Here is a 14,053-nt window from a genome sequence, read left to right on the forward strand (position 1 = left end):
TGTGCAGACATTTTTTTGTGGAGATCCCTCAGCCCTGTGGGAGAGGGCCGGGGTGAGGGCATCAGACCGCACCCCACTTAATACATCAACTTCACCTGCTGCGCCTTCGCGTGGGCCACTATCTCGTCATCCGGACGGCAGTCGCTGACGATGGCATCAAACTGCGCCAGTTCGCCCATTCTTGCCGAACGCACCTTGCCAAACTTACTGTGATCGACCACCAGTACGTGATACTGCGCTGCGCTGAGCGCCCAGTGCTTCACCGGTAACTCTTCCAGATTAAAGCAGGTTGCGCCCTGGCGGACACTGACACCAGCGGCGGAATAAAACGCGATATCCGGGCATAAATTGCTGAGCGTGTCCTGCAGGTTAAGCGGCTTAAAAATCGCGTTGCTGGCATGAAACTCACCGCCGCAAAGGATCACCCGGCACTCGGGCTTCTCCTGCAGCGCCAGAAAGGTGTTCAGGGAGTAGCACACGGCAGTGAACGGAATTGTGCTGTCGATGGCTTCGATAATCCACGGCGTGGTGGTACCGCAGTCAAAAAACAGCGTCTGGTGCGGCTGTACCAAGGAAGCCGCGAGCCGTGCAGCTTTGCGTTTCTCTTCAACCAGACGCGTCTTCTGGTCGCTGATCAGATAATGGCTGGCACTACGCGGCTCAAGCACAATATACCCGCCCAGCAGCACAACCGGCGCGCTCTCGCTGTTCAGATCCCGACGAATGGTCATCTCTGAGACGCCGAGGAGGGTGGCGGCTTCCTTAAGATGCAGCTTATCACTGCGCTTCAGCGCCTGTAGCAGCTGAGCAATGCGGTCATCGCGTCGTGTTTCCATAGTTCCTCGGCATAAAAAAGTGAACCCCCGCAGGGCGGGGGCTCAAGTGTAACCTGTCAGGTTGGGGTTAGTCACGTATCCAGCCTTTGCGGATCGGGATGGCGAAAACGGCCCGATAGAGTGAAGAGAGCCCGCGGTAGAGCGCTTCCCCGATAAGATTCCACAGGATCGCCGCGCTGACGCAGCCAATCAGTCCCACCAGGAAACCGCCCACCATATCCAGCGGCCAGTGGACGCCCAGATAAACGCGGGACCAGGCGATGGCCACGGCCACCGCCATCAGCACCGCACCCGACCACAGGCGATGCCAGAACAGGAAGGCCAGCGCGAAGGTGAAGATCACCGTACCGTGATCGCTCGGGAACGAGTCATCTGGCGCGTGGTGCAGGAAGGTATAGCCGACGTGATCGACGAAAGGACGATCGTGGGGAAATGCGTGGCCGAGAATATAGCTCACCAGCACGCTTACGCCGAGCGCCATCGCCACTTTGATCACCAGCTGGCGCTGCGCTTTTACCTGACTGCGGGGACCCCACAGCCAGAGGATGGCGGCCAGCGCAGGCACGATACTGATCAGATCTTTTGCCAGGAAGGTGGCGAAATCGATCATCCACTCTGGCGAGGCCGGCGTGGCGTTGATCAGATAAAACAGCTGGTAATTCAGACTCTCTAACATAATGTCATCACTCTTTCGCAAACCAGGTGGAAACAAGGCCATAGACCACCACCTGGGAAAACCAGACCCACCACCCGGCCCACAGGTTGTGAGAGAAAAAATGTGCCCCGCGCATGACCTGGCCGAAGCCCATCGCCAGACCCAGCACCACGCCGAGGATCACAAAGCTCCAGGCGAGGCGCGGACGCTCGCGCCAGAAGGCAAAAAACAGCCCCATCACCATAAAGCCGCTGGAGGCATGACCGCCGGGGAAACAGCGACCCGGACCGCTGTCTGCCGGGACGGCGCTGAACAAGGGATAAGACACGGCCTTACCGCCATACTCCACCAGATCCCACGGACAGCTGTGATGGCTGATGCTTTTCAACGCCCCCACCACCAGTGCGCCGAGTCCCATCAGCAGCGCCGCCGTAACCAGCCTTGCGTTACGCTTGTAAGCACCGAATAACAGCGCCACGACCCCTAAGGCGATGGCGATGTACTTCGCCAGGCGATGGTTCAGCAGATCCAGCAGGTGGTCTTTCTGCAGCGGGAAGCTTTGCGTCGCCGCGTCATACCAAAAACCACTTATCCATCTGTCCAGCGCTTCATTGCGCGATAGCCACGTGAACACCACGGCAAGAGCAATCAGCACGAAAAGCTGATAACCATAAAAGCGGGTCGGTAAGCGGTAAAGGCGTTTTGTCTTATTTGTCTGTAAGTTAGATAATTCTGAGCGGCTGGACGTGAGTGACATAATTTGGGATCGTTGACGAGTCATCGGGCTATCATAAATCTGTCAACTTAAGGAAACCTTAAACGAAGACGATATGTGCTTTATTTCTGTTTATCCTCGATAAATCACTATCTCGGGCTGCGGCATTTCATTACACTCGTCGCGATTTTGTCATTATAAAGAGATTGCATGTTAAACCGTTCTTCTTCAGGTTCACGTCTGGGTCGTCAGGCGCTGCTTTTCCCTCTGTGTCTGGTGCTCTACGAATTTTCGACCTATATCGGCAACGATATGATCCAGCCCGGTATGCTGGCCGTTGTGGCGCAGTACAACGCGGGGATCGAATGGGTGCCGACCTCGATGACCGCCTATCTGGCAGGTGGCATGTTTTTGCAGTGGCTGTTAGGCCCGCTGTCGGATCGCATTGGCCGTCGTCCGGTGATGCTGACCGGCGTGGTGTGGTTCATCGTGACCTGCCTCGCCACGCTGCTGGCACAAAACATTGAACAGTTTACCCTGCTGCGTTTCCTGCAGGGGGTGAGCCTGTGCTTTATCGGTGCCGTGGGGTATGCCGCCATTCAGGAGTCGTTTGAAGAGGCGGTGTGTATCAAAATTACCGCGCTGATGGCGAACGTGGCGCTGATCGCCCCGTTACTCGGGCCGCTGGTGGGTGCTGCGTGGGTGCACGTTGCGCCCTGGGAAGGGATGTTTGTCCTCTTTGCGGTTCTCGCCGCCATCGCCTTCTTTGGCCTGCACCGTGCGATGCCGGAAACGGCGACCCGCATTGGCGAGAAACTCTCGCTAAAAGAGCTGGGTCGGGATTACAAAGCCGTGCTGAAGAATGGCCGCTTTGTGGCCGGTGCGCTGGCGACAGGGTTTGTCAGCCTGCCGCTGCTGGCGTGGATTGCGCAATCACCGGTCATTATCATCAGCGGTGAAAAGCTCAGCAGCTACGAGTACGGTCTGTTGCAGGTGCCGATTTTTGGCGCGTTGATTATCGGTAACCTGGTGCTGGCGCGTCTGACGTCACGCCGCACCGTGCGCTCGCTGATTATCATGGGCGGCTGGCCGGTTGCCGCGGGGCTGATTATGGCGGCGGTGGCGACCGTGGTGTCCTCCCACGCTTATTTGTGGATGACGGCGGGGCTCAGCCTCTATGCCTTTGGAATTGGCGTGGCGAACGCCGGGCTGGTACGCCTGACGTTGTTCGCCAGCGAGATGAGTAAAGGGACGGTCTCCGCGGCGATGGGAATGCTGCAGATGCTGATTTTTACCGTCGGTATCGAGGTGAGCAAGCATGCCTACGCGATGGGCGGCAACGGTTTGTTCAGCCTGTTTAACCTCGCCAACGGCGTGCTGTGGGTTGGCCTGATGGTGGTGTTCCTGAAGGACAAACGTGTCGGAAACGCCCTGCAACCTTGATCTGTTTATCCCCTCTCCCCGTGGGCGAGGTCGGGACAGTCCCCTCTCCCTGTGGGAGAGGGTTAGGGTGAGGGCACCAGACCGCACGGTATCAATTAAACGGCGCCTCCCCGTTCAATACCTTCTCAATCACGTTTAAAACGCCTTCCTCGTTATTGTGCGGTGCTTCAAAGCGAGCCACCGCTTTAATATGCGGTCTGGCATTCGCCATCGCAAAGCTGAAGTCCGACTGACGCAGCATCTCCACGTCGTTGCCGCTGTCCCCGAAGGCCACCACCTCGCTGTTATCTATCCCCCAGCACTGTTGCAGGATCCGCAGACCGTTGGCTTTATGCACGCCCGGGATAATCAGGTCGATACTGCCGTGACCGGTGGTGACGGGTACCATGATGTCGCTCAGCTTTTCATGCAGCAGCGCCTGAATACGCGGAATTTCATCGTCAGAGACGTTAAGCCCGAACTTGAAGAAAATATCGTTTAGATTGTCGAAATTGCTGACCATTTCGAGTCGGTGATAGTACTTCGCCGCGATAGCCTTGAAGCTCTCGTCATAGCACTTCAGCGTGTAGGCGCTGCTCTTCCCGCAGGCGATGATCTCAATGCCCGGGACGTCGTTCAGCACGTTTGCGACGGTCTCAAAATGGGCTTTCGACAGTTCACCGTTAAAGACGTCTTCACCTTCACTCACGACCCAACCGCCGTTTTCCGCGACGAACGCAATTTCATGCGCAATTTCCGGGAAGAAAGAGATCAGCTGGTAGTACTGGTTGCCGCTGGCAACCACAAAACGAATGCCCTGCGCCTTCATGCGGGCGTACTGGGCCAGAAAACGTTCGCGATTATAGGTTTTGGCATCGCTCAGAAAAGTACCATCCATGTCGACGGCGATCAGTTTAACGCTCATATCCCTTCTCCAGTGTCGTTTGTTTCGTTTCCGGCCTGGCCACCGCGCGCGCCACCAGCGCCGCGATGATGACCAACCCTAATACCACCAGCATGGCGCTGCGCAGTCCGTAATGCTCACCCAGGAAGCCGAGCAGCGGCGGCCCTACCAGGAAGGCGAGATAGCCGGTTGTTGCTACTACGCTGACGCGTGTCGGGGCATCCGGGCCGGTGTCGCTGGCGGCTGAAATGGTCAGCGGGAAGCCAAGTGAGGCTCCCAGACCCCAGAGGATCACCGAGACGCCGGCAATCCAGCCCACATCCACAAAGATGATCATCGCGATACCCAGGCCGCCGAGCAGGGCGCTGGCGCGCACCACCGCCACGCGGCTGTAACGGTCGATAAACCAGCCGCCGGTGAAGCGTCCGACGGTCATTCCCAGCGTAAACCCGGCGTAAATGAGCGAGCCGGAGGTCGGGCTGAAGCCGTGACCGTCCACCATCAGCAGCGGCAGCCAGTCGTTGGCGGAACCTTCCGCGAATGCCATCGCCAGCACCACCACGCCAATCAGCATCAGCTGATAATCGCGGTAGAAGGGCAGTCCCTTTTCGGCCGAATGCTGTTCGTCCGCGGCATTCTTGCCGTTACCGTTCGGGATGGCACGGATGCCGATCAGAATCGGAATGATGCACACCAGCGCCGCCAGCAGGATATGCAGATTCGCGCTTACGCCAGCAGCCGTCAGCGCCATGCCCACGCCCGCACCGGCCAGCGTGCCGAGGCTATAGAAGCCGTGCATCATGGGCAGCACGGTTTTGTTCATCTCGCGCTCAACCGCGGCCCCTTCAACGTTTATCGCCACTTCCGCCGAGCCTAAGCTGCCGCCAAATACCGTCAGCCCCAGGGCAAACAGCACCGGTGAGGCAAACCAGAGCGCCGCGCTCAGCACTATCATCCCAATCACCCCGCAGCACATGGTCGTGCGGATCACCGCCCGCGTACCGAAGCGCTTCACCAGCCACGCGGAGCAGAGGATGCCGCTCATCGAACCTATCGACAGGCCGAACAGCACGATGCCCATCTCAGCGGTAGAGACGGACAAAATATCGCGAATGGCGGGAGTACGAGTGGCCCAGGAGGCCATCAGCAGGCCCGGAATAAAGAAGAACATAAACAGCGCCCACAGGCGGAGCTGCAGGGCTTTACGGGGAGAGGTTTGCGTCATCGGGGTAGCACCAGAAGTACATCAATAGCGACAACACTAGCAAGTTTGTGTACATTTGTACACAAACCACGTGAGGAATTTATGAGCAGACCACCGAACGATCCGCATCGCCGGGAGAAGATCCTGCAGGCAACACTCGATACCATTGCTGAACACGGTATTCACGCCGTCACGCACCGTAAAATCGCCACCTGCGCCGGCGTGCCGCTGGGGTCGATGACCTACTATTTTGACGGTATGGAGCCGCTGCTGGAGGAGGCCTTCACGTGGTTTACCCGGCAGATGTCGCAGCAGTACCGGGATTTCTTCGCGGGTGTCACCGGCCCGGAGATGGCGTGCGAATCCATCACCACCCTGATCCACAGTTCGCAGGTGACGACGCCGCACAACATGGCGCTGATGTATCAGCTCTACGCCTTCATGCACCGCAGCGCGGCGCTCAAAACGGTGATGCAGGACTGGATGAAGATGAGCCAGACCACGCTGGAGCAGTGGTTCGACCCGGCCACTACGCGTGCGCTGGATGCCTTCATTGAAGGGATGACGCTGCACTACGTGACTGACCGGGCACCGTTAACGCGCGAGGAGATCCGGGCGATGGTGGGAAGGATCGCGGGTGAGGGAGACCGCTAACCCGCGGTTGCCACTTATTTTCGAGTGATTTTTTTCCCACTGGCGTCCACGACGGCTTCGCCGTCCTCTTTGGTAAACGCCCCTTTCTGCGCGTCCGGCAGAATGTCAAGCACGACTTCAGAGGGACGGCACAGGCGCGTGCCCAGCGGCGTCACCACGATCGGACGGTTAATCAGGATCGGGTGCTGCAGCATAAAATCGATAAGCTGGTCGTCGCTGAATTTATCTTCGGCCAGGCCGAGTTGTTCATAGGGCTCCACGTTTTTACGCAGCAGATCCCGTACTGAAATGCCCATGTCGGCAATTAGTTTAATCAGTTCATCGCGTGACGGCGGGGTCTCCAGATAGAAGATAATTTCTGGCTCCGTGCCGCTGTTGCGGATCATTTCCAGCGTATTGCGCGAGGTGCCGCAGGCGGGGTTGTGATAAATAGTGATGTGGCTCATATCAGTGGCTCATTACAGTGTGAAGGAGAGACGTAGCGCCAGCGCGGCGAGCGTCACAAACAGGACCGGCAGCGTCATGATGATGCCCGTCCGGAAATAGTCGCCCCAGGTAATCGTCATGTTTTTCTGCGCCAGCACGTGGAGCCAGAGCAGGGTGGCGAGGCTACCGATGGGTGTGATTTTCGGCCCCAGATCGCAGCCAATCACGTTGGCGTAAATCATCGCATCCTTAATTAATCCTGTTGCCGTGCTGCCATCAATGGAGAGTGCGCCAATCAGCACCGTGGGCATGTTGTTCATTATGGATGACAGAAACGCGGTGATGAACCCGGTACCCAACGTGGTGGCCCACAATCCATGTCCGGCCAGGCTATTCAGAACGCCTGTGAGCGAATCTGTCAGCCCGGCATTGCGCAGGCCATACACCACCAGATACATCCCCAGCGAGAAGATAACAATCTGCCATGGCGCGCCACGCAGCACTTTTCCGGTGTTTATCGCATGTCCGCGTTTTGCAACAGCAAACAAAATCAGCGCGCCTGCAGTCGCAATGGCGCTGACCGGAATACCGAGCGGTTCGAGCACGAAGAAGCCGACCAGAAGCAGCAGCAGGACAATCCAGCCCGTTCTGAACGTCGGGAGATCGTGAATGGCCCGAGCGGGTTCGCGGAGTTTTGCCAGGTCATATGCCGGGGGAATGTCTTTGCGAAAGAACAGATGCAGCATCACCAGCGTTGCGGCAATCGCGGCGATATCGACCGGGATCATCACCGAGGCGTATTCGCTGAACCCCAGCGAAAAGAAGTCTGCCGAGACAATATTGACCAGGTTCGACACAATCAGCGGCAGGCTGGCGGTATCGGCGATAAAACCTGCCGCCATGACAAACGCCAGCGTGGCCTGCTTGCTGAACCCCAGCGCCAGCAGCATGGCGATAACGATAGGGGTCAGGATCAGCGCCGCGCCGTCATTGGCAAACAGCGCCGCCACGGCTGCGCCCAGCAGGACTATCCAGGTAAACAGCAATCTTCCGCGACCGTTCCCCCAGCGGGCGACGTGCAGCGCTGCCCACTCGAAAAAGCCGGACTCATCCAGCAGCAGGCTAATAATGATGACGGCAATAAACGTTGCCGTGGCGTTCCAGACAATATTCCAGACCACCGGGATATCGCTTATGTGGATCACGCCGCTGGCGAGCGCCAGCCCGGCGCCAAGGGTGGCACTCCAGCCGATACTCAACCCTTTGGGCTGCCAGATGACCAGTACCAGCGTAAACAGAAAAATAGCCCCTGCCAGAAACATCTTCTACTCCGTTATATCTGTTTTTGTGAATGTATTTTGCTTAGCACGAGCCCGAAAGTCGGTTTTTCAGCTTCAGGCGCGTCTCTTCCCGCAGGCAGTTCCAGCTGGTGTCGATGACGGTAGCTGCCCATGCAGGCATGTTGGGGGAGAGACGGTAATGGACCCACTTACCCTCGCGGCGGTCGATCACCAGCCCGGACTCGCGCAGCAGGGCCATATGGCGCGAGACCTTCGGTTGCGGCTCGCTGGTGGCGGAGCAGAGATCGCAGACGCACAGCTCGCCGGCTTCGCGGAGCAGCATGACGATGGCGAGCCGCGTTTCGTCGGCGAGGGTTTTGAACAGCTGGAGCGGGTGGAGCATGGGAGTTCCTGCTGGCGCGATTATCATATATGTTTAATCATATATGTTTTGTTGGCAGGTGAGAAGGTGAGATTAGAGGCAGGGGAATTTCAGGCAACAAAAAACCCATCAACCTTGAACCAAAACGGCGGGGTTGATGGGCTCCACAAATTGGGGACATCAAAGAAAAGCAGTGGCACTAGTTATGACTGCCCCCTGATTAAAAAGTTCTGCGCGTAACAAAAATTTTTTCGTTATGCGCAAATGTCAGCGTTATCCGAGTCCTGGCCAGATGATGATGATCAGCGTACCCGCCAGCGTCAGCAGTACGTTAGCGATAGCATACGTGCCCGCATAGCCCAGCGCCGGGATGTTGCTGCGCGCGGTATCACTGATGATTTCCATGGCCGGCGCACAGGTACGCGCCCCCATCATTGCCCCGAAGAGCAGGGCACGGTTCATGCGCAGCACGTAGGCGCCGAACAGGAAGCAGATCACCACCGGCACCAGGCTGACGATAAGTCCGGAAACCAACATCTGCCAGCCGACAGCGCCCAGGCTGTGGCCAATGCCGCTGCCGGCGCTTAAGCCAACGCCCGCCATAAAGACCATCAGACCGAACTCTTTCACCATGTTCAGCGCGCCCTGCGGAATGTAGCCGAAGGTCGGGTGGTTCGCGCGCAGGAAGCCCAGCATGATCCCGGCGAACAGCAGCCCGGCGGCGTTACCGATGCCGAAGCTAAAGTTGCTGAACTGGAAGGTGATCATCCCAATCATCAGGCCAACGATAAAGAAGGCGCAGAAGGCCAGCAGGTCGGTGACCTGGCTGTGAATGGAGATAAAGCCGATGCGGTCAGCGACGGTTTTCACGCGGCGGGCGTCGCCGCTCACCTGCAGCACGTCACCTTTATTCAGGACAACGTTGTCGTCGATGGGCATCTCAATCTGGCTGCGGATCACGCGGTTGAGGAAGCAGCCATGGTCGGTCAGCTTCAGCTGCGCCAGACGGCGGCCCACGGCGTTATGGTTTTTCACCACGATCTCTTCGGTGACGATGCGCATGTCGAGCAGATCGCGGTCGAACACCTCTTTGCCGTTACGGAAGCTCGGGTCGAGTCGCGCGTGGGCATCCGGGTAGCCCACCAGTGCAATGTCGTCGCCCATCTGCAGCACCGCATCGCCGTCCGGGTTCGCCAGAATGCCGTTGCGGCGGATACGTTCGATGTAGCAGCCCGTCTGACGGTAAATGCCCAGTTCGCGGAGGTTTTTGCCGTCCGCCCAGGCCACCAGCTCCGGCCCGACGCGGTAGGCGCGGATCACCGGGAGATAAACTTTACGTTTGGAGTCGGTATCCAGACCGCGCTCGCGGGCGATTTGCTGGGCGCTGGTCTGCAGATCCTGATGCTGCAGTTTTGGCAGATAGCGTGCGCCCACAATCAGGCTCACCAGACCAATCAAATAGGTCAGGGCATAGCCCAGGCTCAGGTGGTCGAGGGCGGTAGAGAGCTGTTCCCCGGCCATACCGGAATGGCGCAGGGTATCACCGGCACCCACCAGCACGGGGGTGGAGGTCATGGAGCCTGCCAGCATACCGGCCGTTAACCCGATATCCCAGCCAAACAGTTTACCCAGCCCTAAGGCGATCAGCAGCGCGCTGCCGACCATGACCAGCGCCAGCATCAGATAATTTTTGCCGTCACGGAAGAAAATTGAAAAAAAGTTAGGACCCGCTTCCACGCCAACACAAAAAATAAACAGCATAAAACCTAAGTTGAGCGCGTCCGTGTTAATGCTGAAATGCTGCTGGCCTAATAATAAGGAGACGACTAAAACGCCAATGGAATTACCCAGTTGAACTGAACCGAGACGCAATTTACCCAGGCAAAGACCCAGCGCCAGTACCACAAATAATAACAGGATGTAATTCCCGTTTAACAAGTCTGCGACGTTTATATTCACGGAGGCTAACTTCTTGTTTACCAGTAAGTTGTTGAATGAAAGGACTATTTGGGCTACTGTTTTCTGGGTCAGGGAACGCGTACAACACTCCCTGTTTCCTAATTTATTCCCTAAAACATTAGCTGGCCGATAGTTTAATCGTATTAGCTACTGACAGCTACCTATTATCGCATAACCCTGTGCGGGCTTTGGCAAGGATTGCCACATTGCTTTATCTGACTGGGCGTCCACTGGACGAAGCTGTATTTGATAGAGATGAAGTCAGGAGGATAGTTTGAACATTACACGGAACTGGGCGGGGGTGATCAGCTGCTTTTTGCTGTTTATCGTCGTATGCATGGCGCTCGCTTTTAATGTGAAAGGGGCGTTCAGGGCTGCCGGTCACCCGGAGCTCGGGCTGCTCTTTTTTACCCTGCCGGGAGCGGCAGCCAGTTTCCTCTCCCGTAAAGGGGAGGTGGTTAAGCCACTTATTGGCGCCATGCTGGCCGCACCGCTCTGTTTGCTGCTGATGCGGTTACTGTATGTCCCGACGAGAAGTTTCTGGCAAGAGCTGGCGTGGTTACTGAGCGCCGTATTCTGGTGCGCGCTGGGGGCGCTGTGCTATTTGTTTGTGTGCAGTCTGCTTAAGCACTGGCGACACCACAAATAAAAACGCCCTCCAGGTGAGGGCGTCTTAGTGTTACTGGGCGGCAAACAGACCCAGATGCTCTTTAGCATAAGCTTCAAAGTCCGTGCAGCCACCAATGTGTTTCTGATCGAGGAAAATCTGCGGTACGGTTTCTACCGGTTTACCCACGGTTTTTTCCAGATCGGCTTTGGTGATGCCTTCTGCGTGGATATCCACATAGCGGAAGTTAAAGTCATCACGCTCTTCAGTCAGTTTTTCAGCCAGCTCTTTTGCGCGCACACAGTAAGGGCATCCTGGACGACCAAAAATTACTGCAAACATTTCTCTCTCCTCAAAAAACAAGCCTGACGGCGAATAGGACATATAGTGCCCGATAAACTGCCGTCATTAAAGAAGGTTTCGCCTGTCACTTTGATACAGTAAGGCTATGTTTCGCCAATTACACCGCGCAAATGATTGCCTATACTGGCTGCAATACGGTTTAAGCACGACAAAGAGAGACAAGATGACACCAACGATTGACCTGCTCCTTTCCCATCGTTCCATTCGACACTTTACCGGTGAACCGATTACCGAAGCGCAGCGCGAAGCGATTATTAACAGCGCAAGAGCGACCTCCAGCTCCAGCTTCCTGCAGTGCAGCTCCATTATCCGCATCACCGACCCGGCCCTGCGCGAGCAGCTGGTTTCACTCACTGGCGGGCAGAAACAGGTGGCGCAGGCCGCGGAGTTCTGGGTGTTCTGTGCCGACTTTAACCGCCACCTGCAGATCTGCCCTGAGGCCGAATTAGGCCTGGCAGAACAGCTGCTGCTGGGCGTAGTGGATACCGCGCTGATGGCGCAAAACGCCTTTACGGCGGCGGAGTCGCTGGGGTTAGGCGGTGTGTATATCGGCGGGCTGCGTAACAACATTGAAAGCGTGACCGAACTGCTGAAGCTGCCAAAACATGTCCTGCCGCTGTTTGGCCTGTGCCTTGGCTGGCCGGCGGATAACCCGGATCTGAAGCCGCGTATTCCTGCAGCCATGCTGGTGCATGAAAACCACTACCAGCCTCTCGATCGCGACGTGCTGGAGCAATACGACGAGGAGCTGGCGCACTACTATATGACCCGCGGGAGCAATAACCGTCGCGATACCTGGAGCGACCATATTCGCCGCACTATCATTAAAGAAAATCGCCCGTTTATTCTTGATTACCTGCACAAACAGGGCTGGGCGACGCGATAGTCCATTTATCCTGTGCCTGCCTGCGTATATGATACGCAGGCTTTTTCCATGTCTTTAGCGAGGTGCAGGGTGAAAATTGCCATATTATCCCGGGATGGAACGCTCTATTCATGTAAACGCCTGCGAGAAGCGGCGGCAAAGCGCGGGCATCAGGTTGAAATCCTCGATCCGATGTCCTGCTATATGAACATCGATCCCGCGGCCTCATCTATTCACTACAAAGGCCGCAAGCTGCCGCATTTTGATGCGGTGATCCCCCGCATCGGCTCCCAGATCACCTATTACGGCACCGCCGCGCTGCGCCAGTTCGAGATGCTGGGCAGCTACCCGCTAAACGAATCTGTCGCCATTTCCCGCGCCCGGGATAAGCTGCGCTCGCTGCAACTGCTCGCCCGTCAGGGGATCGATCTTCCGGTGACCGGTATCGCTCACTCCCCGGACGACACCAGCGATCTCATCGACATGGTGGGCGGCGCGCCGCTGGTCATCAAGCTGGTGGAGGGCACCCAGGGCATTGGCGTGGTGCTGGCGGAGACGCGTCAGGCGGCGGAGAGCGTGATTGACGCTTTCCGTGGCCTCAATGCGCACATCCTGGTGCAGGAGTATATTGAAGAAGCTAAAGGACGTGACATCCGCTGCTTCGTGGTGGGGAATGAGGTGGTGGCGGCCATCGAACGCCAGGCCAAAGAGGGCGATTTTCGCTCCAATCTCCATCGCGGAGGCATTGCGCGGGTGGCAACGATCAGCGATCGTGAGCGTGAGATAGCGGTGAAAGCTGCGCAAACGCTGGGGCTGGATGTCGCGGGTGTTGATCTTCTGCGGGCGACGCGCGGGCCGCTGGTGATGGAGGTGAACGCCTCGCCGGGTCTGGAAGGCGTGGAAAAAACCACAGGGGTCGATATTGCGGGTAAAATGATCGCATGGATCGAGCGTCATGCGACCCCAGGTTACTGTCTGAAAACGGGTGGGTGAATGGTATTGATCGCACTTTTTGCGTACCCTATGCGAAGTTTTTATTAAAGAGGCTGCACAGCGATGGATTTACAGGTCGTTCCAACACTGGATACGTTACGTCAATGGCTCGATGATGCGGGTATTACGTTCTTTGAATGTGATTCCTGCCAGGCGCTGCATCTGCCTCATATGCAGAATTTCGACGGCATTTTTGACGCCAAAATCGATCTCATTAACGACGTGATCCTCTTCTCCGCGCTGGCCGAAGTGAAGCCGTCTGCGCTGCTGGCGCTGGCCTCGGACCTGTCAGCGATCAACGCCAGTTCTTTGACGGTGAAAGCATTTCTCGACATACAGGATGATAATCTGCCAAAACTGGTCGTTTGCCAGTCTTTATTCTCCGGTGCCGGTCTGTCGTTCAAGCAGTTCGCCTGGTTTATGCGCTTGAGCGAAGAGCAAATTTCCATGGTCATGATGGAAGCCAGTGCACACCATCTCCTGTACAGCACGGATGATGATGCAGAGAATAATGATGCATCTCCCAATTTTCTTCACTAAACCTGTCTGACTTTTGCGCAGTCGCTGCCATAGCGGCTGCAGAAGGCCATTTTTTCTGCTGCTTTTAACCTTTCCTTAAAGAATTTTTCACCTCCCCAAAGGCCATTTCGGCTTATCACGTAGACATAACCTGCATAAAAAATTGATAAAAGGCGTTTTTTCGTCTGGGCTATAGCCGGGGACACGGGCTACAGTTATTCTTGCGATGCTTAAAAAAGCGAGCGGAGGCTGCCGGATAAAGAGGTTTC

Annotated in this window: 16 protein-coding genes; 6 read left to right on the forward strand and 10 right to left on the reverse strand. The window is 56.7% G+C overall.

Annotated features, from left to right (window positions below):
• Positions 1–77 precede the first annotated feature (77 nt).
• From deoR to C5687_RS20065, 3 genes are all read right to left on the reverse strand, one after another.
• Entirely contained in the window at positions 78–836 is a 759-nt protein-coding gene (gene deoR / locus C5687_RS20055; RefSeq protein ID WP_025756093.1) for a DNA-binding transcriptional repressor DeoR, read from the reverse strand.
• A gap of 67 nt (positions 837–903) precedes the next feature.
• On the reverse strand, positions 904–1,512 hold the full coding sequence (gene ybjG / locus C5687_RS20060) for an undecaprenyl-diphosphate phosphatase (RefSeq protein ID WP_059386110.1): 609 nt from the start codon (positions 1,510–1,512) through the stop codon (positions 904–906).
• Between the two features lie 7 nt (positions 1,513–1,519).
• Positions 1,520–2,248 carry a phosphatase PAP2 family protein gene (locus C5687_RS20065; protein ID WP_045284550.1) on the reverse strand — a complete coding sequence of 243 codons (729 nt, stop codon included), beginning with the start codon at positions 2,246–2,248 and terminating at the stop codon, positions 1,520–1,522.
• A 168-nt stretch (positions 2,249–2,416) separates the two neighbouring features.
• Between C5687_RS20065 and C5687_RS20070 the strand changes: the two genes are divergently transcribed.
• Complete coding sequence (locus tag C5687_RS20070; protein WP_104557644.1) at positions 2,417–3,649, forward strand: MFS transporter; 1,233 nt, start codon at positions 2,417–2,419, stop codon at positions 3,647–3,649.
• A 91-nt stretch (positions 3,650–3,740) separates the two neighbouring features.
• Here the strand turns inward: C5687_RS20070 and C5687_RS20075 are convergent, their stop codons facing one another.
• On the reverse strand, positions 3,741–4,553 hold the full coding sequence (locus C5687_RS20075; protein WP_104557646.1) for a Cof-type HAD-IIB family hydrolase: 813 nt from the start codon (positions 4,551–4,553) through the stop codon (positions 3,741–3,743).
• Positions 4,543–5,757, reverse strand: coding sequence for an MFS transporter (locus C5687_RS20080; protein ID WP_025756088.1), 1,215 nt, complete (start codon positions 5,755–5,757; stop codon positions 4,543–4,545). Before C5687_RS20080 ends, C5687_RS20075 begins: the two co-directional genes overlap by 11 nt.
• Before the next feature lie 81 nt (positions 5,758–5,838).
• On the opposite strand from C5687_RS20080, the gene C5687_RS20085 reads away from it, so the two are divergent.
• Entirely contained in the window at positions 5,839–6,390 is a 552-nt protein-coding gene (locus C5687_RS20085) for a TetR/AcrR family transcriptional regulator (protein ID WP_104557648.1), read from the forward strand.
• 14 nt (positions 6,391–6,404) lie between these two features.
• On the opposite strand, the gene arsC is transcribed toward C5687_RS20085, so the two are convergent.
• The 4 genes from arsC to C5687_RS20105 all read right to left on the reverse strand — a co-directional run bounded on the left by arsC (position 6,405) and on the right by C5687_RS20105 (position 10,437).
• The gene (gene arsC / locus C5687_RS20090) at positions 6,405–6,836 is read right to left on the reverse strand and encodes a glutaredoxin-dependent arsenate reductase (protein ID WP_104557650.1); all 432 of its coding nucleotides are present in this window, start codon (positions 6,834–6,836) and stop codon (positions 6,405–6,407) included.
• Between the two features lie 12 nt (positions 6,837–6,848).
• Positions 6,849–8,138 (reverse strand): arsenic transporter, encoded by a 1,290-nt coding sequence (locus tag C5687_RS20095; protein ID WP_095440900.1) that lies wholly within the window; start codon positions 8,136–8,138, stop codon positions 6,849–6,851.
• A 40-nt stretch (positions 8,139–8,178) separates the two neighbouring features.
• Positions 8,179–8,499 (reverse strand): metalloregulator ArsR/SmtB family transcription factor, encoded by a 321-nt coding sequence (locus C5687_RS20100; RefSeq protein ID WP_104557652.1) that lies wholly within the window; start codon positions 8,497–8,499, stop codon positions 8,179–8,181.
• 252 nt (positions 8,500–8,751) lie between these two features.
• Positions 8,752–10,437, reverse strand: coding sequence for an aspartate:alanine antiporter (locus tag C5687_RS20105; protein WP_008503440.1), 1,686 nt, complete (start codon positions 10,435–10,437; stop codon positions 8,752–8,754).
• Between the two features lie 274 nt (positions 10,438–10,711).
• On the opposite strand from C5687_RS20105, the gene C5687_RS20110 reads away from it, so the two are divergent.
• Complete coding sequence (locus C5687_RS20110; protein WP_045284541.1) at positions 10,712–11,086, forward strand: inner membrane protein YbjM; 375 nt, start codon at positions 10,712–10,714, stop codon at positions 11,084–11,086.
• A gap of 30 nt (positions 11,087–11,116) precedes the next feature.
• Here the strand turns inward: C5687_RS20110 and C5687_RS20115 are convergent, their stop codons facing one another.
• Positions 11,117–11,386 carry a GrxA family glutaredoxin gene (locus tag C5687_RS20115; protein WP_006809455.1) on the reverse strand — a complete coding sequence of 90 codons (270 nt, stop codon included), beginning with the start codon at positions 11,384–11,386 and terminating at the stop codon, positions 11,117–11,119.
• A 184-nt stretch (positions 11,387–11,570) separates the two neighbouring features.
• Between C5687_RS20115 and nfsA the strand changes: the two genes are divergently transcribed.
• The 3 genes from nfsA (at position 11,571) to C5687_RS20130 (ending at position 13,805) form a co-directional block, all read left to right on the forward strand.
• On the forward strand, positions 11,571–12,293 hold the full coding sequence (nfsA, locus tag C5687_RS20120) for a nitroreductase NfsA (protein ID WP_104557654.1): 723 nt from the start codon (positions 11,571–11,573) through the stop codon (positions 12,291–12,293).
• 69 nt (positions 12,294–12,362) lie between these two features.
• Complete coding sequence (rimK, locus tag C5687_RS20125) at positions 12,363–13,265, forward strand: 30S ribosomal protein S6--L-glutamate ligase (RefSeq protein ID WP_025756080.1); 903 nt, start codon at positions 12,363–12,365, stop codon at positions 13,263–13,265.
• Between the two features lie 63 nt (positions 13,266–13,328).
• Positions 13,329–13,805: a YbjN domain-containing protein gene (locus C5687_RS20130; protein WP_059385906.1), complete on the forward strand. Its 477-nt coding sequence runs from the start codon at positions 13,329–13,331 to the stop codon at positions 13,803–13,805.
• The last annotated feature ends 248 nt before the right edge of the window (positions 13,806–14,053 follow it).

Origin of the sequence: Enterobacter sichuanensis (genome assembly GCF_002939185.1) — a bacterium.
Lineage (GTDB): Bacteria > Pseudomonadota > Gammaproteobacteria > Enterobacterales > Enterobacteriaceae > Enterobacter > Enterobacter sichuanensis.